Origin of the sequence: Halobaculum sp. MBLA0147 (genome assembly GCF_041361345.1) — an archaeon.
Taxonomy (GTDB): domain Archaea; phylum Halobacteriota; class Halobacteria; order Halobacteriales; family Haloferacaceae; genus JAHENP01.
Window position 1 is genome coordinate 280,957 of sequence record NZ_JBGKAD010000002.1, and the last position, 21,805, is coordinate 302,761.

Sequence of the window (21,805 nt, forward strand, 5' to 3'; positions counted from 1 at the left end):
TGCTCGCCGGCCGCGTCTCGGTGAGTGGATCTCTCCGCCCCGTCTCGCACACGGTCGTCGACCCCGGTGGTGAGAGAACTCCGCCCGCCCGTCGAGTCGACCACTGCCGATCCGGCCTTCGAGACCACCGCCGTCGGCTGTGGGAGGGTCGACGAGCTCAAGGCGAACCAGACCGCGTCGACCAGCACTGGAGCCGCGCTGCCCGGTAGTACGCTCACCTCGACCGACGCGTCCTCGGCGCTGCTGTTGCACCCGCACCCGCAACTCCAGAGCTTCGGGACGCTGGTCGTGCTCGCGTTGGCGCTGTCGTTCGTCGTCGCGCTGTTCGTCCTCCCGAGTCTCCTCGCACTCTGGGCGCGGTACGCCCCGGTGGTGTCGACGCGGCGACGGGATCGACCACCGTGGCTCCGAGTGACGACTGAGCGACCCGCTCGACGGGTCGTTCTGGTCTCGGTACAGCGGTCCGCAGTGTGCCGATTCACAAGGGTTAATCTGCTCGTCGGGCAAGTCCGACCGCTATGGATCCACCCGTGTTCGCACTGGCCTCCGGGGGCGGTGTGCCGCTGTACACCGTCCCGGTCCTGGGTATCGAACTGGGACAGACGGCGTTCACTGGGATCGGCGTACTGATGATCCTGTTCCTCATCATGGGATCGGGATTCTTCTCGTCGTCGGAGATCGCGCTGTTCTCGTTGCCGGCCCACCAGGTCGACGCGATGGTCGAGCAGGGGAAACGCGGCGCACGGGTGGTGCAGTCGCTCAAAGAGGACCCCCACCGACTACTCGTGACGATCCTGGTCGGGAACAACCTCGTCAACATCACGATGTCGTCGATCTCGACGACGATCGTCGGGTTCTACTTCGACGCGGGGACCGCGGTACTCGTCTCCTCGTTCGGGATCACGTCGCTCGTCTTGCTGTTCGGGGAGAGTGCGCCGAAGAGCTACGCCGTCGAGAACACCGACTCGTGGGCCCGCACCGTCGCGCCGGGACTGAAGATCGTCGGGAAGATACTGTTCCCGCTGATCACGCTGTTCTACTACCTCACGAAGACCGTCAACAAGATCACGGGCGGCAACTCGGCGATCGAGTCGTCGTACGTCTCTCGTGAGGAGATCCGGAACATGATCGAGACGGGGCAACGCGAGGACATCCTCGACGAGGACGAACACCAGATGCTCCAGCGGACGCTGGAGTTCAACGAGACGACCGCCAAGGAGGTGATGACGCCCCGACTCGACATGACCGCGGTCCCCGAGGACGCGACGGTCGAGTCGGCGATCCGGACCGCTATCGAGTCCGGCCACGCCCGCCTGCCGGTGTACGACGACTCGCTGGACAACGTGACCGGCGTCTTCGACGTGCGCGAACTCCGCGAGGCCGACTACGACACGTTCGACGAGTTGACCGTGTCGGACGTGATCGAGCAGACGCTGCACGTCCCCGAGTCGAAGAACGTCGACGACCTGCTCTCGGAGATGCGCGAGAAGCGGGTCCACATGGTCGTCGTGATCGACGAGTTCGGCGCCACGGAGGGGTTGATCACGATGGAGGACGTGACCGAGGAGATCGTCGGCGAGATCCTCGTCGGCGACGAGGACCACCCGATCGAGTTCGTCGACGACGACACCGTCTTGGTCCAGGGTGACGTGCGGATCGAGGCGGTCAACGAGGCACTCGACGTGGACCTCCCCGAGGGCGCGGAGTTCGAGACCATCGCCGGGTCGATGTTCAACCGCGCCGGCCGGCTCGTCGAACAGGGTGAGGAGTTCGAGTACGAGAACGTCACCGTCCGCGCCGAGCAGGTGTCGGACACCCGCATCCAGGAGGTCCGCGTGAGTGTGGACCGCGAGGTGCCCGACGCCGTCGAAGACGTGGCGACGAGCGACGCAGAGTCCGACTGAGCGACACACCGCTCGGCGGTTCTCGACGCCGACCGACCCGGTGGGCGACCACTGCCCGCGAGCCACCGAGGTACAAGCTTCTTCAGGCTCCGTCGTCGCATCTCCGGTACCGAACCATGTACGACGACGTACTCGTCCCGTACGACGGGAGCGACGGTGCCGCAGAGGTGCTCCACCACGCGAGCCAACTCGCACTCTGGGCAGACGCGGAGATACACGTCCTCTACGTCGCCGACACGACCCGAGACAGCGTCACGGTCGTCGAGGGGCAGACGGTCGACGCCCTCGTCCAGGAGGGCGAGGACACGATCGAGGAGGCGGAACGCACGCTGGACTCGCTGGGTGTCGCTTACGACACCGACGTGGTCCAGGGGAACCCCGCACCGACCATCGTCGACTACGCCGAAGAGTTCGATCAAGATCTGATCGTGATGCCGACACACGGTCGTGAGGGGCTCTCGCGGTACCTGATCGGCAGCGTCTCCGAGAAGGTCGTCCGGCTGTCGTCGGTCCCCGTTCTCTCGGTCAGGATGCAGCAGGACGAGTCACTGGAGTTCCCGTACGAGCGGATTCTCGTCCCGACCGACGGGAGCGAGGCGGCGACACGCGCCGCGACCCACCTCGTCCAGTTCGCCGCCGCGTCGGACGCCACGCTCCACGTGCTCTCGGTCGTCGACGACGACGGCCTCGGCGTGGACCTCCGGGCGACGGAGTCCGGCGAGGAGAGCGAGGCCGCCGCACGAGAGGCCGTCGACGCGGTCGCCGACGAGGCGGCCGCACACGACGTGGAGGTGGTCGAGCACGTCGAACACGGGAGTCCGGTCGAGGAGATTCTCGACGGTGTCGAGGCGAACGACGTGCACGCCGTCGGGATGGGGACGACGGGGCGTCGCGGGACGGACCGCATCCTCCTCGGGAGCGTCGCCGAGAAGACCGTCCGCTCCGCGCCGGTGCCAGTACTGACGGTGGCGAACCCGGCGGAGTGACCGGGGCTCAGTAGAGCCGGCGCGTCGTCCGCCCCGGCTCGGCCGCGGTGTCGGCCGTCTCCTCGTCCGTCGGCGGGACACGCGTCGTCGTCCAGATCGGATCGGCGTCGGTGCCGTTCTCGATAGTGCTGCCAGTGCTGTTCTGGGCGGTGCTGTCAGTGGTGCTCTCGGTCGGATCGTCGGTCGATCTCACAGTGTGTCTCCGTCGCGCAGAGACACGGAAGTAGTGTTCGGGCATACAGTGGGGTGACGATGCGATTCTGGGGGGACTCGGGTGAGGATACCACTCTGGAAAGACTCGGGTGACCATTCTACTCTGAATACACTCCGAGGTGTGCAGACACGCGACACGTCTCCGTACACGTTCGCACTCCGACGTGCTGTGGTTCGATGCGCTCGCACCCCGGCACGCCGTGGTTCGACCCTCTCGTCCCTCCGAACGACGGCGAGTTCGGACGACCGATCGCCACCCGACTCAGACGACTCCGGCGGCCAACAGCCCCGCGTCGACGAGCAAGACGACAGAACAGACGGCCGCGGCGAGGGCGTACGGTCGGAGAGTATCCGCCAACGCCGCTGGATTCGAGCCGTCCGATTCCATCTCGAATCGCTCGAGGAAGTACGTCGCGAGCGACACCTCGCCAATCTCCCGGCTGACGGCGAGCACACCCAGTTCGACGAGCCCGTTCGTGAGTCCCCACGCGATGCCCATGACGAGTACGAGCCACCCGCGGGGTGTCGACAGGAGCGTCTCGACGGCGTAGAGCCGCCAGAGCTGGTAGCCGCCGGTGATCGGGAGGACGACGCCCGTCAGTCGGGTGATCTGGAGGACGCCGTCGACGGTGTGCTCGAAGGCGGCACGACTCAGCCCGCCGCGTTGCGCCGTCGGCACGACGAACGCGGCGACGTAACAGACGTTCCCGGTCCACAGCGCCCCAGAGAGGACGTGCGAGACGTACGAGACGAGCCACACCCAGTCGGCACCCGTGAGTTCCATCGTGTCGCGTTCGGTTCCACCGACGTTTCCGTCTCTGTAGCTCTCTCAATTCAGTGCAAGACCACTCCCACTCGCACTCTCGACAGGTCCTCACACGGTCGGAGCCACCGCCCTCGACTCCGAACGGAGGTGTTCACCGGTGAGCTCTTCGAGACCGACCGAGCACAGTGGAACCACCCGGTCGTCGGCGAGGGAGTCGACCGACGACTAGCAGACAGGGTACCAGACGGCGAACGAATCGATCGACACTCGCCTCGGTTCCGGAACTCTCACCGACGCACCTCGTCGCTCGCACAGGTCGAGGGTCGTCCCTGCACTCGATACCGGAGCGAGTGGGCCGGTGGACACGGACTACTCACCCCGCTCGACGTCGGTTATCTCGAACCGTGCACCGCCTCGTCGCCCGTCTACTACACGTATCGTCCACTCGTGAGCGGAGACGATCTGGCGGACACTCGCGAGTCCGACCCCGCTCCCTTCTCCCTTCGTCGTGTATCCTGGCATGAACACTTTGTCGCGTTCTGCTTCTGGGATTCCTGGACCGTCGTCTTCGATGAAGAACCCTCCGTCGAGACCTCCGATCCACACTGTGGTGTCTGGAGGGCCGTGCTCGACAGTGTTCGAGAGAATGTTCTGGAACAGTCGGCGAAGGGCGTCTGGATCTGCTTCGACGTCTGGTGCATCTTGGATGCGAACCGAGTGTTCCTCTGGCAGTTGGACCGACGTCTGGACCTCCCGACCGATCTGCTCGATGTCGACCGGTTCGGTGTCTCGGACGACCTCCTGTGTGCGGAGTACCTCGACGAGGCTCTCCCTGAGAGTGTCCGTCCGGTCGATCGCGTCGAGTGCTCGTTCCACGTGTTCCATATCCTCAGTCTCGAGAGCGAGTTCTGCTCGCCCACGCGCCGCCTGGAGTGGCGTCTGGAGATCGTGGGAGACGGCCGTAGCGAGTTCGTCGAACCGCTCGCTCTGTTCTTCGAACCGTCGCTCGCGTCGCTTCCGATCGGTGATGTCACGTGTCGCACCGACGATCGTCTCGACGGTGTCGTCGACGGTGATCGGCGTGATCTGAGTCGACCAGTACGTCGTCTCGCCGTCGACGTGGGACTCTTCCTCGTACTCGAGTGTCTCACGTTCGTAGACGCACTGCTCGTACTTCTGTTCCGTCCGAGTCGCTCGCTCGCCTTCGAACACTTCCTCTGGTGTCCGACCGATCAGTTCGTCGGCCGAGAGACCGACCCGCTCTTGGAACGCTGGATTGGCACGTTCGATCTCGTACTCGTCGTCGACGTCGACGAGGAACAGAGCGTCCTGTGCGTTCTGAATCACGGTTTCGGCTCGCTCGAGACGCTCTCTCCGTTCTCTCCGGTCGGTCACGTCGCGTAAGACACCGTCGAGGTACTCCTCACCGTCTTCTACCGTCGCTCGCATCGTCACCTCGACCCACATCTCGTCTCCCGACAGCGTCTGCATCTCCACCTGATACCCGCTCACCGATCCCTCGGATCGCACCCGTCGGAGTAGTTGCTCTCGATCTGCCGTGTCGACGTACAGCTCCGTCACCTTCCTGTCTTCCAGTTCGTCTCTGGAGTCCGCATCGAACACGGCCACCGTCTCGTCGTTCATACTGACGAACCGCCCGTCGTGTGTCGTCCGGAACACGGCGGCCGGGAGATTCTCTACGATCTGCTCGTACCGTTCGAGCAGGTGTTCGCGGTGCTTTCGCTCGGTGACGTCGCGGGTGAACCCGACGACACTCTTGACCGATCCGCCGTCGTCGAAGACGGGTTCGCCCTGCACCCACACCCACCCCGTCTCTCCGTCACCACGGACGATCCGATACTCGATGTCGACCGGCTCTCCGTTCGACATCTGTTCCATCGCTTCTCTGACGAACTCGCGATCGTCGGGGTGGACTCCCTGCAAGAAATCACGTGGATCCTCTTTGATCGCCGCCGTCGGCCTGTCCCAAACCTCCTCGTATCCGGAGATGAACAACAACTCCTCCCACTCGCTGTCGAAGACCCAGACACAGTGCGGTGTACTCTCGGCGAGGTTCTGAAGCCGTCGTCGTGTCTCCTCGGCCTCCTTCGTGGACTGGTACTGTTCGACTGCGTTCCGCACGCGGTTCGCGAGAATCTCGTACTGCTCGGTCCCCTTCCCTTTCTGTAGGTAGTCTGTCGCCCCTTTGGAGATCGCCTCGCCGGCTATCTCTTCGCTCCCTTTGCCAGTGTAGAGGACGAACGGGAGGTCGGGGTAGTCGTCACGAACCGCTTCCAGGAAGTCGAGGCCGGTCGTGGCCGGCATATCGTAATCGCTCACGACACAGTCGACCGCGGTCTCGTTCCGCAGCTTCTGTATACCCTCTTCCGGACTCGTCTCGGTGAGGACTTCGAACTCGTCGTCTAGCCGTTCGAGATAGTCTGCCACGAACTCGCCGAAGCTGGGCTCGTCGTCGACGTGGAGGATCCTGATTGACGGATCCATAGCAGTCCGTTACCGTCGCCATCTAATAAATAACGGGTAGACATGGAACTAAGTTCGTATTAATTTATGCTGTGGAATCCCGGACAGCGCGGCGTAAGACGAGACGCTCACCACAGTGTCAACGAGGTTCACGATCCACTGTTGATCGATTCGTAGTAACGAGTCCACTCGAGTTCGAACCTCTCGAGTTTCCCGGCGTTTGTTCGGTCGGATGGATCCCATACAGTCGACGAGAACACACCAACAGGCTCACCCTACCAACGACTTGTCAGACGAGTGGTTCGGTTCTCGAACGACTGTCGGGCGACGACACGACCGTGAGTCGACCTCGTGTCGTTTGTCCGGTTCGAATCGTTGCTGTGCGGGGCGATCTGACATCGTCGTCCGTTCACTGTCGGTCCTACCAGTGTTGGCGGTGGTCACCGCTCGGGACTCAGTGCCTCCGCGAGCCCGTCGCCCAGTACGTTCGCGGCGAAGACGACGGCGACGAGCGCGAGCGCCGGCACTCCGGCGACCCAGCGTGCGACCGGGAACCCACTGGACAGTAACCCACGGTAGATCAACTGCCCGAGCGAGACGACGGACGGGTCGCCGAGTGTCGCCAGCGGCGTGCCGGGGGAGTCGATGGGGATGGCGACGAACGAGACGGACGCCTCGATCACGACGAACAGCGGCACCTGCGTCGCGAGTGTCGTCACCACCGTGGGTGTCAGGTTCGGGAGGAGGTGCCGCCGGAGTACTGCCCAGTCGTCGAGTCCACCCGCGACGGCGGCCTCGACGTACCCCTCCTCGCGACGCTGTCGGAGTTCGGCGTCGACGGTGCGCGTGAGACTCCCCCACCCGACGAGTCCCAGCGTGACGACCAACAGGACGAGTCGCCCCTCCACGACCAGCCAGAACACGAGGAGGTACACCAGGATGGCCGGGAGCGTCTGGAACAGTTCGGCGACGTACCGCACCACGGTTCGCACTCGCCCGCCGACGGTGGCGGCGACCGACCCCGCCGCGACGCCCGTCGGGACGACGATCGCCGTCGAGGCGAGCACGACGACGAGCGAGGTGCGGAGCCCACGTACCAGCAACGCGACGACACTCTTCCCGTCGCGGTCCGTCGTCCCGAGTGGGTACTGCCAACTCCCGCGACACTGGCCGTCGACGACGGGCCCGACACACCGAGAGACGAACGCGGCGTCGACCGATCCCCACACCGGCGGCTGTGCACGGTCGAGTGCCGAGAACTGCGGCGGTGGGACGAGGACCGGCCCGAGGAGTCCGGCGAGACCGAACAGCACCAGCACCACGGCGCCGCCCAGTGCGAGCCGGCGACGACGGACACCCTGCCACACCGCACGTCGCCGCTCGCTCGTCTCCGGGACGACCGCGACGACGACGGGGACGACGACCGTGAGCGACCACGCGAACAACCACTGGACGGCGGAGAGGTCGCGGGTGATCGAGGCGCCGACTGGTGGAGAGACGCCGAGGAGCGCCTCGGCAACTGCCAGGACCGCGACGGTCGCCGAGAGACACACCACGGAGACCGCTCTCCACGAGACGGTGCGACCGTCTCGATCGACCCGGTCCCAGTCGACGGTGGTGAACTCGGCGACACTCTCCGCTGCGGACCGCGGTGTCGAGTCACGCACATCCGTCGCCTGTGGTGTCGAGTTCCCCCCCTCCGCTGCTCGCGGTGTCGAGTTACGGCCGTCCGCCGCCCGCAGTGTCGAGTTACGCCCGTCCGTCGCCCGCGGTGTCGAGTCGCGCTCGTCGCTCTCACCGTGTGCCGCCCTCTCGTCCGGCTCGTCCGCTGGCTCTCTCGTCACGGCCGTCGGGTGCTACTACGCACGGGAGAAGTGTGTTTCGCTCGATCTCACCGCTCTCGAGGGGTGCGTCGGACGCGACGGGCTCGATCACCGTCTCTGGAGGGTGTCACCGTCGGCACGTCACCAGTCTCCCGAGACCAGTGTCAGTCGTCCGACACCGGGCCCCCAGCGTGTCCCGACATCGTGATCGTTCGTTTAGGTGGTGCCCTCCCGATTCGTCCAGCGTGGAGACACAGGCGCCGAATCGACCGAGACGGCGCAGGAACATTCAACACGGTGCGGTCACAGCGACCGCTCGTGTCGTCGAGACGTGTCACACTGACGGAGCGACCCGGGACTGTCGGAAGGACACCGTCACGACCCGGTGTCGGTCTCGAGCGGAGGTGAGTCTTCGTGCGTAGACTGTCACTCCTCGCCCGGATCGGCCGGACGCTCTCCGTCGTCCCGCTGGTCTACACGCTCGCGTTCCTCGCGCAGTCGTTCGTCCCGAACCGCAACCTCGGCAGCTTCGGCTACGCCCCGACGTTCGAGGGCGTCCGCACGTCCCCGGACCCGATGTTCGCTCGCCGCGACGTATCTCTCCTGGACAGCTACGTCGAGTGGGCGGTGCGACTCCTCACCGGCGAGTGGGGCACTGTCGGCGGACCGGACACGCGGGCCGCGACGGCGCTCGTGGGCGACGCGCTCGGGTTCACGGCCGTGTACTTCCTCCCGGCACTGCTGGTCGCGCTGCTGTTCGGGACGGGTGTGCAGTTGTACGCGGCCGCCAGCGACCGGACACTCGACGCGTGGACGCGACCGCTGGCGGTCCTCGTCGTCAGCGTGCCGGCGTTCCTGTTCGCGTACCTGGCGAACACGTTCGTCCCGGTCTTCCTCGCGGAGACGACCCAGTTGACGGTGATCGGGACCGGGTACAGGCCCTCTCTGTCGCCACTCGCACCGCGGAACCTCCTCCCCGCGGCGACGCCGTTCGCAGCGACGCTGGTCGTGTTGTTCGGGATCCAGAGTCGGTACGCCGGCACGGAGTTGGCAGAGTACGCAGATCGGCCGTTCGTCAAGATCGCCCGTGCGAAGGGTGCCGGGCCGCTCCGCGTGGCGGTCCACCTCCTCCCACACGCCGCCGCTCGACTGGCGACGCTGCTGTTGTCCGAGGCGTTCGGCGCCGTGCTCGTGGCCGGCTACGTGATCGAGTGGGCGACCTCGACCCCCGGGATCTTCGCGCTGACCATCGAGGCGGTGGCGTCGCGGCGCCCGGGACTCGTGTTCCCGGTGGTGTTGCTCCCGGTGGTGGTCGTCGTCACCGTCAATCTCCTCCAAGAACTGTACTACCTGTTGTTCGACCCGCGTGTCGACGCCGGCGACGGGGAGACGAGCGGATGATCCGAACGGTCACCCGTCTCACCGGTCGACACTCGGCCGCGGGATTGATACTCGCCTCGCCACAGGCACGCCCGTGTCTCCGTTCACGACCGACGAGGTACGCGCCGCCGCGGCGACGCTCCGTCCCGGCGCGACCGTCGAGTCCGTCTCCGAGATCGCTCCGGGGAAGAACGCGGTCTATCACGTGCGGTTCGACGACCGCGAGACGGTGCTGAAACTCGGGACGGAGTCGCCGGAGCGCGTCCGCGCCGAACCCGCCGTGATCGCGCTCGTCGCCGACGCGACGACCGTCCCCGTCCCGACGGTCGTGGCCGCGAGTGACGAGGTGCTCTCGGTCCCGTGTGTTCTGTTCGACCGTGTGGCCGGTGAGACCGTCGACGACCTCTCGCCGGACCTATCGTCGGCGACGTTGGCGCGTGTCGCCGACGCGGCCGGGCGGCACCTCGCGTCGCTCCACGAGTCGACCTCGTTCGACGGGGTCGGGCCGCTGGTACCCGACGACACGGGCCCGACTCCCGGTGGCCCCGACCGTGGGTGGCAGTCGCTGTTGTGCCGGACCGCCACGGCGAAGATCGACCGGCTCCCGGCCTCGTTCGACGATCACCGCGACGCGATCCGAGACGGCGTGGAGCGGGTTCTCGCCGCTTGGGACGGACCGGACGGAGTCGACTCGGTGCTCGCCCACATGGACTACCGCCCGGCGAATCTCGTGTTGGACACGGGTGCGGAGCCGGTGGTCCGGGCGGTGCTCGACTGGGGCGGGGCCGCGGCGGCGCCACCGGCGTACGAACTCGCACACGTCGAGACGCTCCTGACCGCGTGGCCCGGTGTCGACGACCCGCCCCGACTGCGCGACCCGCTCCGGGCGAGCTACACGACCGTCGCCGGCGTGGACTCGTTCCCCGACGTTCCGGCGGTGTACCGACTCGACGCGACGCTCCGCGTCGGGAAACACCTCGAACTCTTCGCCGACAGACGATCCGACGTGTCGACGGCGACGCTGGCCGAGGACACGCTCGACAGTCTCCGCTCGTTCGGTGTGCTCGAGTGAGCGCAGTTCACACGCGACCGGGTGTCGCGTCCGGGTCGCGGGCGGTGTCTCGCCGTCTCGGAGTGTCGCGCTGCATTGCAAACCTACTTGTGCGCGTGGAACCGAAAATTAGTATGTACACGGTAGATCACGTCGCGTCTCGGTTCTCGGGGCGGTCGGTCGTCTGCGGAGGCAGAGAGTGAACCCTGGTCACGTCGACTCGATCGTCGACCTGACGTACGGGTTGTTGATCGCGGTCTCGGTCGGACTGATCGTCCTCGCGGGCGACGCCGTCGGGTTGGCGTTCGGCTTCGGTGTGTTGGCGTCGTACGTCCTCCACGTCGGGTGGAAGATGGCACGGTTCGACCCGAACTGGATGACCACGGCGGTCGAAGAGACGGTCGAAGAGACCGTCGGCGAGGCGGTCGAGGAGACCGTCGAAGACACTGTCGAGGACACGGTCGGCGAGACTGTCGACCAGTCCGTCGAGGAGGCCGTCGGCGCGTCCGTCGAAGAGACGGTGGAAGACACGGTGGAGGCGACGGTGGAAGACACGGTCGAGGAGACGGTGGGTGAGAAGGTGGAGGAGACCGTCGAGGACACGGTCGGCGAGACCGTCGACGCGTCCGTCGAGGAGGCGGTCGGTGAGGCGGTCGAAGAGACGGTGGAGCAGACGATGGAGGAGACGGTCGAAGAGACGGTCGAGAAGACGGTCGACGAGTCCGTCGAGGACACCGTGGGTGACGCGGTCGAAGAATCCGTCGAGGACACCGTCGAGGAGACGGTACAAGAGGCAGTGGGTGAGAGAGTTGAAGAGACAGTCGAGGAGACGGTGGGGGATACTGTCGAAGAGACGGTCGAGGAGACGGTCGGCGACACTGTCGAAGAGACTGTCGACGAGAAGGTCGAAGAGACGGTTGGCAACACCGTAGAGAAGACGGTCGGTGATTCAGTCGAAGAGGCGGTCGAAGAGACAGTCGGTGAGAAGGTGGAAGAGACGGTCGGTGACTCCGTAGAGGTGGCGGTCGAGGAGACAGTCGGTGAGAAGGTGGAAGAGACGGTCGGTGACGCGGTCGAGGAGACGGTCGAGGCGAAACTCGAGGAGCAGGATGCATCGACGACCGACGACGAAACTGACGGAGAGACGGCCGGCACGAACGGATCGGACGGAGACGACGACGCGAACGGAGACGACGACGCGAACGGAGACGACGGCGCGAACGGAGACGAGACCGACGCGACGGACGCGGGAGACGAGCAGTGATCTCGCTGTTGTTGGTCGTCGGCGTGCTCGTCGCGATGTTCGTCGCGTTCAACATCGGCGGGTCGACCACCGGTCCGGCGTTCGGCCCGGCGGTCGGCGCCGGTGCGATCTCCAAACCCGTCGCGGCGGGGCTGATGGGCGTGTTCTTCTTCCTCGGCGCGTGGACGCTGGGGCGCAACGTCGTGACGAAACTGGGCTCGGAACTGGTCGTCGACACCGGCGTGTTCACCCTGACGACCTCGATCACGGTGTTGTTCTTCATCGGCGTCGCGCTGCTGGTCGGGAACGTCTTCGGCGTCCCGGCGTCGACGTCGATGACCGCCGTCGGCGCTATCGCCGGCCTCGGACTCGCCGGCGGCGTCCTCGATTTCGCCGTCATGGGCGAGATCGTCGTCTGGTGGGTCGTCTCGCCCATCGTCGGCTTCTGGGTCTCGCTGATCGTCGGGCGCTACGTCTACGACCGCCTGGACGAACTGGTGGCGATGGAACGGAGCGAGGGACCGCTGTTCACAGTCGACCGGTCCGGCTCGGTGCCGGTTCCGCGTGTTCACCGGACGACCAACCGCCGGGAGTTGGCCGGCACCGCGACGGTCGTCGGCATCGGCTGTCTGATGGCCTTCTCGTCTGGCACGTCGAACATCGCCAACGCCGTCGCGCCGCTCGTCGGCAGCGGGAACCTGGCGATGAACCCCGCCATCGCACTCGGCGGGCTCGCGGTCACCGTCGGGGCGTTCACGATCGCGCGCCGGACGCTGGAGACGATGGGCAGCGACATCACGGAACTCCCGCTCACCGCGGCGATCGTCGTCGCCGCCGTCTCCTCGACGCTGGTGGTGTTCCTCTCGGCGCTGGGCATCCCGGCGAGTTTCGTCATCATCGCGACGATGTCCGTCGTCGGCCTCGGGTGGGGTCGTGCGACCAGGCGCGTACCCGCGCCGGCGGTCGTGACGGGTGACGGGGAATCCGACGACCCGCTGCGCGAGGGGACCGACACCGACGCGACGGAGGTGCCGAACCCGAGCGCCCTGTTCGACCCGCTGACGACCGCACGGATCGTCCTGATGCAGAACGTAGTGCCCGTCGTCGCGACCGTCGGCGCGTACCTGACGTTCCGGTACGTCCCGATCTTCGGGTTCTGATCGGATCTGTTCGAATTGCTGCCCGAACGGCACACCCCTCGCGGTCACGAGTCGATCGGTCGGTGTCGCCTTCGCAGCGACACGTCGAAGGACTCGACAGATCGTGACACGTCTCACGACGTTCGAGCGGCAACACTCCTCGGTCCCCGGCACGAGCCCCCGGTTCCACACCCCGTTTGTCGGAGCAGTGCCTGGTACACGACGATGTCCGACGAGACCGAACACGACCACGAGAATGATCACGAACACGACCACGTCCACGAGCGGATCGACGAGGACGTGACGGAGCGAGAAGACTGGGCGCGGCGGCGACGGCGTGACATCCCGACCGGCGAGAACCTCCTCGTGATCGCCTGTATGGACGAACGCATCCCCGTCGAGGAGGTGTTGGGACTGGAGTTGGGTGACGCACAGATCTTCCGGAACGCCGGGGGGAAGGTGACGGCCGACGTGATCCGCTCGGCGGCACTGACGACGAACTTCTTCGACACCGACGAGATCGTCGTCGTCAACCACACGGACTGCGGGATGATGAGCGCCCCCGACGAGGCGATCAGAGAGGGACTCGAGGCCCAGACCGGCGGGCTCGACGACGCCGACATCGACCCGTCTCTGCCTGAGTTGTCGCTGGGTGACGCGGACGTGATGGACTGGATCAAGACGACGGACGACATCGACGAGGCGTGTGCCGCCCAGGTCGCGTACCTCGAACAGTCGTCGTTCGTCCCGGACGACGTGACGATCACGGGGTACGTCTACGAGGTCGAGTCCGGCGAACTCCGCCAGCCTGGCGACCGGATCGCAGAGGAGATCAGCGAACGGCGGGTCTGACGGGTCGGATGGGCGTTTGGACCGCTGCGTGTCGGGGAGGGCGCGGGCGCACTGCCCCAGTGGCCGCTCACCGAGGCTTACCTCCGTCGGGTCCGGAAGGCGTCGTCACCGTATGGCCGGAAGTCAACGTCGAACGTCCACACGTCGGAGTTCTGCTCGACGAGGCGGTGGAACTCCGCCGCGATCGCATCCGGATCGGCGCGCTTCTCGGCCAGCACGTCCTCGGAGACATCTGGCCCGTCGACCCAGCCGTCGACGGACGCGTGGACGACGTGGACGCCCTCGGGAGCGAGCTGCTCGGCCGTCTTCCGTGCGACCCACTTGGCGAAGTCGCCCGTGTTGAGGATCACCGTCGCCCCACCGTCCAGTAAGTCCGAGAGCATCGTGTCGACGACGAGCCCAACCCGTACTCGACGGTCTCGACAGTCGTCCGCAACGCCTCGGGATCGTCGTCCGACGGGCCACTCCAGTTCGGCACCGGCGTGTTGTGGACGTACACGTCGACGCTCCCGAACGTTTCGTGGAGCTCCTCGACGGCCGACGCGACGGCGTCCGGCTCGGTCACGTCCACGCGCTGTGCGATCACGTCGCCCGGCGTCTCCGACTGGAGGTCCGCTGCGAACTCCTCTGTGAACGACTCACTCCGCGCCCACAACGCCACCCGATCCCCCTCGGACGCGAAGCGTCGTGCGACCGACTCGCCGATCGTCGGGCCAGTGCCACCGACCACTACGGTACGAGTCACGAGCCGTCGTGAGTGCGCCGGGCACTCGAACCCAGTGAGGTCGCGCGTCCGGACGCACGACCGCATCCGTGAACCTCACCGGAGACACTGTGTGAACCTCACCGGAGGCCAGCCACGTGATCCCGGTCAGACCACGTCGATGGCGCCGAGCATCCCGCCGCCCTCATGGACCTCACACAGGTAGAACTGTTGGCCGGTGTCGTCGAACGACTGCGAGAACGTCGTGTCGGTGTCGCTTGTCGGGTCGCCGCTGTCGAAGTCGGAACTGGAGTCGTTCGTCGAGGCGACGTTGTGTGTGCCACCCATCCACTCCCAGTCGACGGTCGTCCCGGCGTCGATTCGCAGCGCGGGCGGGTCGAACGCGAGGCCGTCGCCACCGACGGCGACTGTCACCGAGTCCTGGCCCGTCGCGTCCTGGATCGACCCGTCGTAGCCGTTGGCGTCCGCGAGGAACGAGTCGATCTCCGCGGGAACCTCCATCCCACCGCCACCACCGGACATGTCGCCACCGCCCATCCCGCCGGTGTCCTGGGTGAGCAGCAACTCGAACTGCGTGTCGGCGGGTTCGTCGTCCGGCGTGAGGTAGCCGACCGCGAACGCGGAGTACACCTGTCCGCCGGCGAGACTCACGTCGGAGCTGGCGACCACGTCGCCGTCGTTGCTCTCGGTGTCGCCACGGATGTCGAGCGTGTAGTCGCCCGCCGGCACCTCGACCGTCGTCGAGTCGCCGTAGGCGACGCCGTCGAAGACCGGGTCGCCGTTGGACGCAAGCGTCACGTCTACCGCCGGCGCGTCCGGGGACGCGTGGAGGAGTCGGACCCGCGCGGTGTCGTCCGCCGGGCTGTCGTTGTCGTCGCGCAACACGAGCGGAGTGAACGCCTCGTCTGCGTCGTCGCCGATCTCACCCGTCGCCGCGACGGTGTAGTCGGCACCACCGATCACCGACACGGGCCCCGAGAAGACGGTCGTGTCGGGGCTACCGGCGGGTGTGATTTCCACCTGTCGTTCGCCGGCCGGGACGTCGAGGTACCCCCCGACGGTGCCGAACGCCACGTCCGAGACCGCTCTGGAGCCGTCCACGTACACGTCCACGTTGGGCGCGTTCGGCGAGAGGTGGGCGACGCGAACCTGTGCAGGTGTGACCGGCGGGTTCACGACGCCGCCGGCGGAGTCGTTCGACACGAGCAGGTCGAACGGTGTGTCTGCCGGTTCGTCGTCTGCTGTCAGATAGCCAGCCGCGTACGCCGTGTACACGGTGTTCTCCGAGAGACTCACCTCGTAGGCGGACACCACGTCGCCGTCGTTCCCCTCGGTGTCGCCGCGTACCTCGAGCGTGTAGTCGCCGGCCGGCACCTCGACCGTCGCCGAGTCGCCGTAGGCGACGCCGTCGAAGACCGCGTCGCCGTTGGCGGCGAGTGTCACGTCTACGGCGGGCGCGTCCGGCGCCGCGTGGAGGAGCCGCACCCGTGCGGTGTCTTCGCCCGGGTTACTCACGTCGTCCTCGAGGACGAGCGGTTCGAACGGCTGGTCGGCGTCGTCGCCGATCTCGCCCGTCGCCGCGACGGTGTAGGCGGTCCCGGCCTCCACCGGGACGGCCCCCGAGAAGACGGTCGTGTCCGCGTCGCCGGCGGGTGTGATCTCTATCTGTCGGTCGCCGGCCGGCACGCTAAGATAGCTGCTCACCGCGCCGAAGGCGACATCCTCGAGTACGGCCGTGCCGTCGGCGTACACGTCTACGTTGGGCGCGTTCGGCGAGAGGTGAGCGACGCGCAGCGAGCCGGTCGGTGCGGCGGTCGGTGTGTCCGTCGGCTCCGGGGTCGCCGTCGGTGTCGGCGTCCCCTCCGAGGTCGGAGTGGACTCCTCCGTCGGAGAGTCCGTCTCGTCCGACCCCTGCCCGCCACACCCCGCGAGCCCGACCGCGACACCCGTACCGATTCCGGTGAGAACGCGTCGTCGCGTCTTGTCGTCTGACATACACTGGAACACTACACCCACTCATTCATAGGTCCTTTCGGGATTCCGACTAAAGTCTCACCCAAATTCGACCCGATTCGTTTTTGACGGTCTCTGTAGGCTGTCTGTGGCAGATAGAAACGAAGTGGTTACGATAGAGAAGTTGATATGTGAGTGATAGTCCGGACCAGACGACACCCGTCACCGACGAGGACCACCGGCTCCACTCCGACGACTGGAGAGGAGCCGACCGACGAGTCGGCGGCTAGCGGGGTCACTCGGAGGTCACAGATTCCGTCTGGGTCTCCTGTCCGAGTCTAGTGATCTCGATCGGTTCGTCACTCTCCTCTCCACTGCCGACGGCGACGACGACGTTCGTCTCTTCCGTGTCGGGCACATCGACATCCGTACTCGCCTCTCTCACGCCGTCGACCGCAGACCCCTCGTCGAGACTGATCGCGACGGTGTGTGTCCCGGTCGCGGAGAACACGTCGTCGTACCGGGCCACGCCGACCTCCGCGTCCGGCTCCGTCCTCGTCCCCGTCGCCGTCCCCTGTTGCGTCTGTCGCTCCGACACGAGATCGAACGTCTCGTCGAGCACCGTCCCGCCGTCCGGCCCCGTGACAGTGACAGTTCCGGCGATTCGCCGATCGGTACCGTTGACGACGTTGACCTCTTGGAACACACTCGAGACGGCCGACTCGAGGATTCCAGAACAACCGGCTGTGGCGGCGACGGTCGCAGTCGATACACCGGCGAGGAGTCGCCGTCGAGAGCAGTTCGTGTGCACACACACCCCGTCGGTCCGAGGAGGTATAGTCCGTCCTCAGTTTCTCTCGGGGCGAAACACGGCCCCGACGAGACGCGGCGAGCGATGGTTCGTCGACGGCGAGAGTGACACTGCTCGGACGGGGGTGAGACGACCACTGTGGGGTGATACTCTACAGATGAGCAAGGCGAGTGCCTCGGGGCTTTGACCCCGAGGCGGTTCACAGGCAGTCGAGGTGAGTGCCTCGGTGCTCACCCTCGAGGTACCCGACGACACTCACGTCACTGCCGGTCACCGACTCGAATCGGTCGCTCGTCGGTCCGTGGTGGCGCCTCCCGGTGTTACCCGGACCCGTGGTGTCACGCTCGTCCTCGCCGTCACTCGCCTGTAGACGCCGACGATTCCGAAGTACGTGACACCGATCGCGACGAAGAACGCCGTCTTCGCCGTGCCGTCCCAGGTGAACCCGTCGACGAGCAGCGGCCAGGTGTTGCCGAGTCCGTGGAGGAGGCCGACGAAGTAGAGGTTCTCCGTCAACTCGTACACGAGACCGAACCCGACTCCAGAGAGCGTGAGCACGAGGAGTGTCCCGACGACCGACGTCCCGCTCACGTACCCGCCCTCGACGAGTACTCGCGGAACGTGAGCGAGTCCGAACAGGGCGCCGGCGACGACGATCGCTGTCCCTCTGCTCACCCACCCGTTCGCACCGAGAACGCTCCGTACCTTGTTCTGGAGGTAGCCGCGAACCACGAACTCCTCGACGAACGCGTAGCCGAACGACGCCACGAGCCCGCCGAGCGCGACCGGCCAGAGTACGTCGAGACCCCACGCGTTACCGCTCGCGGTCGCGATACCGACGCCCACGACGTTGAGTCCGACCCAGACGGCGAGGAACGCGATGGCGCCAGGAAGTAGGAAGCGCTTGGCAAGCCCGATATCACTCGGGCTGGCGTCGTCTCTGTACAAGAACACCGCACCGATAGCTGCGAACCCGAGGAACCACACCGCCTCAACGGCGTTCCGAACCAGTTCTGGCTCCGCTGGGACGGCAGTGTCGACCCAGTGGTTGACCGCGAAGTACACTACCAGCACGAGGAGGAACCCGACTACCCCAGTGACTCGTCCGTCGATCGAAACGTGTCTCGTCGTCATCGTGGGTCGTCATTCGCTCCGGAGCGACGTATGAGGGGGTCGTGGCCTGTCACGACGACAGACCGAAACAAGAACTAAGTGACTCGACACCAGCCAGGGGAATCTGCCCCCGACACGTCTCCAGACCGTCCACCACAAGTACTATGTCGCTCTCACCGGGACATCGAACTATGCTGCCCTCCACCGCTCGACAAGTGTGGTCGTCCGCCACGTGGCGGTACGCCCTCACAGCCGGTCTCGCGTCGGTCCCACTCACGCTCGCTCTCAGCTGGCGAACACCCAGTGAGTCGTGGAACCTCGCGGGTGTGGCTTTCGCCGCTCTCGTCGCCGGATATTTCGCGAAACGCCGCGGCCTCGAGAGTACAGCCGTCGGCACCCGTACCGGTGTGATCGGCGGCCTGCCCGTCCTGTCGTCGGTTCCAGATCTCTTCACGTACGTTCTCGGACTGCCTCAGCCCGCCTGGTTCACCGCGGTCGCGGGCGTGACGCTGGTTGTGTTCGTCCCCCTCTTGTTCGGATTCGCCGCGCTCGTCGGTGCGCTCGCGGGACGACTCGGCGGCTGGCTCGCAACACAGAGAGGACACCCCCGACGACAGATCGAGGTCGGATCGTAGTCGCGGACGGCGTCGACCCGAGTTGGTGAATACTTCTGGATCGGGTCCCGAGGCACTCGGCCTACTCCGCCCGTCGAGGTCACAACTACCGTCCGTGAGAAGCTCCCCAGGGATTGAAGCACGGGCCACACCTCGCCGTAGTTCGATGTCGAACGGTGTCCAGACCCTCGCGCTCCAAGCGACCGACGTGGTCGCGACCGGCGCCTTCGCCCTCCAACTCGTACTCGCTGTCGCACAACTGGCGGGGACGTGGGCGGTGTTCTCAAAAGCGGGTCACGGCGGATGGAAAGCTCTCGTCCCAGTGTACAACTTCTACGTGATGCTCCAAATCGGTGACAACGCGTGGTGGTGGCTCCTCGTGTTGTTCGTCCCCATCGTACAACTGTACGCACTGTACAAGATCCAGGCCGGTGTCGCTCGCGCGTTCGGCAGAGGGATCGGGTTCGCGTTGGGACTCGTGTTCCTCGGCTTCGTCTTCTACCCGCTGCTAGGGTTCGGCGACGCACAGTACCGCGACCCCAGTGGTGTTGCGTGACCACGTCTCTCGGTCTCCGTCGGCGTCGTCGGCCACACCAGTGGCGGTGGCTACGGGCGATACACCCGTCGAGAGCCGTGTGCCCGCTCGAGTTCCGGTAATCGGCTACGGCCGACCCGTGTGTGACCAGTTCACTAACAGTCCCGTTTGAGCCACACGAGACTTATGACGAACGCCCCGCTGGTGACGGCTGGATGTCACGTACAACGACAGGCTCGGGAGGAGCCGCCTACGTCCTCGCGATCGTAGTCGGACTCCTCGTGAGTGCGGTCCTCGCTCCGGTCGCCTTCCAGGCGACCCAACCCGCCGACCCCGACCGCGTCATGGTGCTCTCCTACGACGGGAGGATCACCGGGACGCAGGTCGACGAGGCGGTCGACTCCCTCCGCGAGGCACGGACGAACGGGTCGATCAGAGGCGTCGTGATCGAGATGAACAGCCCCGGCGGCGGTGTGACCGCCTCCGAACGACTGTACAAGGCGGTGAAACACACTAGCAACGAACTGCCGGTCGCCGTCGCCGTGAAGGCACAGGCGGCCTCGGGCGGCTACTACGGCTCCATCGCCGCGGACCGGATCTTCACGCAGCCGTCCGCTGTGGTCGGAAGCGTCGGCGTGCGCACGCCGAAGGCCGTCGACTTCCCGAGTTCGATCGTTCGGAGCAGCCCGGACAAAGCTGAGAACCGCGACGAGACCACGCGGCGGACCGTCGAGGAACTCCAGGGGACGTTCGTCGCGAGCGTCCTGAAGGAGCGCGGGCCGAACTCCGACCACGGCGGGACCACGATCCAGGTCGACCGGTCGGAAGTCGAGATGGCACACACTTACCTCGGATCGCGGGCCGTGGAGAACGGCTTCGCCGACGAGCTCGGCGACACCCGCGACGCGACCGCCTGGGTCGCGGACCAGGCCGGACTCGACTCCTACGAGATTGTTCGGAAAGATACGAGCGTGTTCGGCGGGCTCTTCCTCCTCCAGACCAGCGAGGGGACACAGGTCGTCGTGAAGGACGACGGGGTGCTTCGAACACCGCAGACACAGTACTACGCCCTGTCGGTCGAACAGCTCCCGACCATCGTCGCCAGCGAGTACGACGGTGTCGGGTCTGCAACGATCGACGACAGTGAATCGGAGTCCGACGAGTCGGCCCCGTCTGCGCGTGACGGGGCCCCCGCACTCGGAGGTGTCGACGCATGAGTGACAGACTCAAGGCCGCCGGTCTGACGGTGGCCATCGTGGTCGTGGTGGTCGGCGCGGCAGCCGTCCTCCCGATGGTACAGGGTCAGTCGACCGGCACGCCCGAGCAGCCGGCGGAGTTGGACACCTCGCAGTACGAACCCGACAACGCACTGATCGAACCCGGCCCCGAGAGCGGGCAGATCGAGATGTCCGCCGACGCGGAGCCGAAGACCATCGTCTTCGACGTGGGCCACGAGAACGACATCGAGCGGAGTGAGATCGCACCGCTTGTTGACACGCTCGTCGCCAACGGGCACACGGTTCGGTTCTTCGACCCGCGTGCCGACCCGCGCGTCGACCTAAACACGTCGCTGTCGAAGGCGGACGCCTTCGTCACTGTGAACCCACGGTCGCGGTTCTCGGCGAGTCAGCGCCGGGGGCTCCGTAACTTCACGGACAGCGGCGGGCGGCTGATGGTGATGATGGACCCGGCCGAGTCGACGGCCTCCTTCGGATTCTTCGGCTTCGGTGGCGGCTCGCAGTCCAGTTCGAGCGCGACGGGCGTCACCTCGGAGTACGGCGTCTCGACCGGTCCGAGCGAGTTGTTCAACATCTCGGCCGACGGGCGTCACTACTCTCGGATCGCGACGACCGGTGCCGGCGGCACGCTCGGTGAGGGTGTCGACCGCGTGGTGATGGACGACGCCGTCCCCGTCGCCGTCGGTGGCGACGCGACGGTCGCCGTCCGTACGGCCGGCGAAGTGACCATCGAGTCCAACCGCCGCAGCGGGCGCTATCCGGTCGCGGCGACGAACGGCAACGTCTCCGTGATCGGTGACGCGACGTTCCTGCAGCCGGACGACGCGTACGTCGCCGACAACGAGGTGCTGATCGGCAACGTCGCCGACTTCCTCGTCTCCGGCGAGAAGATCGACGAGAACGCACCGGTGAAAGACTCCGACGGCGAGGGTCGTCGCGGTCCCCCGCGTCGCTGAGTCGAGTCACACCTTCCCCC

Annotated in this window: 21 protein-coding genes; 12 read left to right on the top strand and 9 right to left on the bottom strand. The window is 66.2% G+C overall.

What is annotated here, in order from left to right; translation table 11 throughout:
- Positions 1-69 precede the first annotated feature (69 nt).
- The 3 genes from RYH80_RS15680 (at position 70) to RYH80_RS15690 (ending at position 2,890) form a co-directional block, all read left to right on the top strand.
- Entirely contained in the window at positions 70-630 is a 561-nt protein-coding gene (locus RYH80_RS15680) for an MMPL family transporter (protein ID WP_370905130.1), read from the top strand.
- On the top strand, positions 519-1,904 hold the full coding sequence (locus RYH80_RS15685) for a hemolysin family protein (protein WP_370904960.1): 1,386 nt from the start codon (positions 519-521) through the stop codon (positions 1,902-1,904). Before RYH80_RS15680 ends, RYH80_RS15685 begins: the two co-directional genes overlap by 112 nt.
- A gap of 116 nt (positions 1,905-2,020) precedes the next feature.
- Positions 2,021-2,890, top strand: coding sequence for a universal stress protein (locus tag RYH80_RS15690; RefSeq protein ID WP_370904961.1), 870 nt, complete (start codon positions 2,021-2,023; stop codon positions 2,888-2,890).
- Positions 2,891-2,897: 7 nt separating this feature from the next.
- On the opposite strand, the gene RYH80_RS15695 is transcribed toward RYH80_RS15690, so the two are convergent.
- The 4 genes from RYH80_RS15695 to RYH80_RS15710 all read right to left on the bottom strand — a co-directional run bounded on the left by RYH80_RS15695 (position 2,898) and on the right by RYH80_RS15710 (position 8,197).
- On the bottom strand, positions 2,898-3,083 hold the full coding sequence (locus RYH80_RS15695; RefSeq protein WP_370904962.1) for a hypothetical protein: 186 nt from the start codon (positions 3,081-3,083) through the stop codon (positions 2,898-2,900).
- A gap of 282 nt (positions 3,084-3,365) precedes the next feature.
- Positions 3,366-3,887 carry a copper resistance protein CopD gene (locus tag RYH80_RS15700; RefSeq protein WP_370904963.1) on the bottom strand — a complete coding sequence of 174 codons (522 nt, stop codon included), beginning with the start codon at positions 3,885-3,887 and terminating at the stop codon, positions 3,366-3,368.
- A gap of 351 nt (positions 3,888-4,238) precedes the next feature.
- Positions 4,239-6,374: a hybrid sensor histidine kinase/response regulator gene (locus RYH80_RS15705; RefSeq protein ID WP_370904964.1), complete on the bottom strand. Its 2,136-nt coding sequence runs from the start codon at positions 6,372-6,374 to the stop codon at positions 4,239-4,241.
- Between the two features lie 419 nt (positions 6,375-6,793).
- Positions 6,794-8,197: an ABC transporter permease gene (locus RYH80_RS15710; protein WP_370904965.1), complete on the bottom strand. Its 1,404-nt coding sequence runs from the start codon at positions 8,195-8,197 to the stop codon at positions 6,794-6,796.
- Between the two features lie 393 nt (positions 8,198-8,590).
- Here RYH80_RS15710 and RYH80_RS15715 point away from each other — a divergent pair, with 393 nt between their 5' ends.
- From RYH80_RS15715 to RYH80_RS15735, 5 genes are all read left to right on the top strand, one after another.
- On the top strand, positions 8,591-9,577 hold the full coding sequence (locus RYH80_RS15715; protein WP_370904966.1) for an ABC transporter permease subunit: 987 nt from the start codon (positions 8,591-8,593) through the stop codon (positions 9,575-9,577).
- A gap of 73 nt (positions 9,578-9,650) precedes the next feature.
- Positions 9,651-10,628 carry a phosphotransferase family protein gene (locus tag RYH80_RS15720; protein ID WP_370904967.1) on the top strand — a complete coding sequence of 326 codons (978 nt, stop codon included), beginning with the start codon at positions 9,651-9,653 and terminating at the stop codon, positions 10,626-10,628.
- Positions 10,629-10,806: 178 nt separating this feature from the next.
- Positions 10,807-11,871 (top strand): hypothetical protein, encoded by a 1,065-nt coding sequence (locus RYH80_RS15725; RefSeq protein ID WP_370904968.1) that lies wholly within the window; start codon positions 10,807-10,809, stop codon positions 11,869-11,871.
- Positions 11,868-13,010 (top strand): inorganic phosphate transporter, encoded by a 1,143-nt coding sequence (locus tag RYH80_RS15730; protein WP_370904969.1) that lies wholly within the window; start codon positions 11,868-11,870, stop codon positions 13,008-13,010. Before RYH80_RS15725 ends, RYH80_RS15730 begins: the two co-directional genes overlap by 4 nt.
- 204 nt (positions 13,011-13,214) lie before the next feature.
- Entirely contained in the window at positions 13,215-13,841 is a 627-nt protein-coding gene (locus RYH80_RS15735; protein ID WP_370904970.1) for a beta-class carbonic anhydrase, read from the top strand.
- A gap of 77 nt (positions 13,842-13,918) precedes the next feature.
- On the opposite strand, the gene RYH80_RS15740 is transcribed toward RYH80_RS15735, so the two are convergent.
- From RYH80_RS15740 to RYH80_RS15765, 5 genes are all read right to left on the bottom strand, one after another.
- Complete coding sequence (locus RYH80_RS15740; protein ID WP_370904971.1) at positions 13,919-14,191, bottom strand: Rossmann-fold NAD(P)-binding domain-containing protein; 273 nt, start codon at positions 14,189-14,191, stop codon at positions 13,919-13,921.
- Positions 14,188-14,586 (bottom strand): SDR family oxidoreductase, encoded by a 399-nt coding sequence (locus RYH80_RS15745; RefSeq protein ID WP_370904972.1) that lies wholly within the window; start codon positions 14,584-14,586, stop codon positions 14,188-14,190. The genes RYH80_RS15740 and RYH80_RS15745 overlap by 4 nt, the downstream gene beginning before the upstream one ends.
- A 126-nt stretch (positions 14,587-14,712) precedes the next feature.
- Entirely contained in the window at positions 14,713-16,560 is a 1,848-nt protein-coding gene (locus RYH80_RS15755; protein WP_489753334.1) for a halocyanin domain-containing protein, read from the bottom strand.
- Between the two features lie 253 nt (positions 16,561-16,813).
- Positions 16,814-17,224 (bottom strand): hypothetical protein, encoded by a 411-nt coding sequence (locus RYH80_RS15760; RefSeq protein WP_370904973.1) that lies wholly within the window; start codon positions 17,222-17,224, stop codon positions 16,814-16,816.
- 375 nt (positions 17,225-17,599) lie between these two features.
- Complete coding sequence (locus RYH80_RS15765; RefSeq protein WP_370904974.1) at positions 17,600-18,463, bottom strand: CPBP family intramembrane glutamic endopeptidase; 864 nt, start codon at positions 18,461-18,463, stop codon at positions 17,600-17,602.
- 170 nt (positions 18,464-18,633) lie between these two features.
- Between RYH80_RS15765 and RYH80_RS15770 the strand changes: the two genes are divergently transcribed.
- From RYH80_RS15770 to RYH80_RS15785, 4 genes are all read left to right on the top strand, one after another.
- Positions 18,634-19,077 (top strand): DUF5518 domain-containing protein, encoded by a 444-nt coding sequence (locus tag RYH80_RS15770; protein WP_370905133.1) that lies wholly within the window; start codon positions 18,634-18,636, stop codon positions 19,075-19,077.
- 145 nt (positions 19,078-19,222) lie between these two features.
- The gene (locus RYH80_RS15775; RefSeq protein ID WP_370904975.1) at positions 19,223-19,612 is read left to right on the top strand and encodes a DUF5684 domain-containing protein; all 390 of its coding nucleotides are present in this window, start codon (positions 19,223-19,225) and stop codon (positions 19,610-19,612) included.
- Positions 19,613-19,806: 194 nt separating this feature from the next.
- Positions 19,807-20,808 carry a S49 family peptidase gene (locus RYH80_RS15780; protein WP_370904976.1) on the top strand — a complete coding sequence of 334 codons (1,002 nt, stop codon included), beginning with the start codon at positions 19,807-19,809 and terminating at the stop codon, positions 20,806-20,808.
- Complete coding sequence (locus RYH80_RS15785) at positions 20,805-21,785, top strand: hypothetical protein (RefSeq protein ID WP_370904977.1); 981 nt, start codon at positions 20,805-20,807, stop codon at positions 21,783-21,785. Before RYH80_RS15780 ends, RYH80_RS15785 begins: the two co-directional genes overlap by 4 nt.
- Positions 21,786-21,805 lie beyond the last annotated feature (20 nt).

What these genes read in the sequence shown, in the direction of transcription:
- RYH80_RS15690 (WP_370904961.1), top strand. Translation starts at nt 2,021, where the DNA reads ATGTACGACGACGTACTCGTCCCGTACGACGGGAGCGACGGTGCCGCA.
- RYH80_RS15765 (WP_370904974.1), bottom strand. Translation starts at nt 18,463, where the DNA reads ATGACGACGAGACACGTTTCGATCGACGGACGAGTCACTGGGGTAGTC.
- RYH80_RS15780 (WP_370904976.1), top strand. Translation starts at nt 19,807, where the DNA reads ATGTCACGTACAACGACAGGCTCGGGAGGAGCCGCCTACGTCCTCGCG.
- RYH80_RS15700 (WP_370904963.1), bottom strand. Translation starts at nt 3,887, where the DNA reads ATGGAACTCACGGGTGCCGACTGGGTGTGGCTCGTCTCGTACGTCTCG.
- RYH80_RS15770 (WP_370905133.1), top strand. Translation starts at nt 18,634, where the DNA reads ATGCTGCCCTCCACCGCTCGACAAGTGTGGTCGTCCGCCACGTGGCGG.
- RYH80_RS15775 (WP_370904975.1), top strand. Translation starts at nt 19,223, where the DNA reads ATGTCGAACGGTGTCCAGACCCTCGCGCTCCAAGCGACCGACGTGGTC.
- RYH80_RS15785 (WP_370904977.1), top strand. Translation starts at nt 20,805, where the DNA reads ATGAGTGACAGACTCAAGGCCGCCGGTCTGACGGTGGCCATCGTGGTC.
- RYH80_RS15755 (WP_489753334.1), bottom strand. Translation starts at nt 16,560, where the DNA reads ATGTCAGACGACAAGACGCGACGACGCGTTCTCACCGGAATCGGTACG.
- RYH80_RS15685 (WP_370904960.1), top strand. Translation starts at nt 519, where the DNA reads ATGGATCCACCCGTGTTCGCACTGGCCTCCGGGGGCGGTGTGCCGCTG.
- RYH80_RS15735 (WP_370904970.1), top strand. Translation starts at nt 13,215, where the DNA reads ATGTCCGACGAGACCGAACACGACCACGAGAATGATCACGAACACGAC.
- RYH80_RS15705 (WP_370904964.1), bottom strand. Translation starts at nt 6,374, where the DNA reads ATGGATCCGTCAATCAGGATCCTCCACGTCGACGACGAGCCCAGCTTC.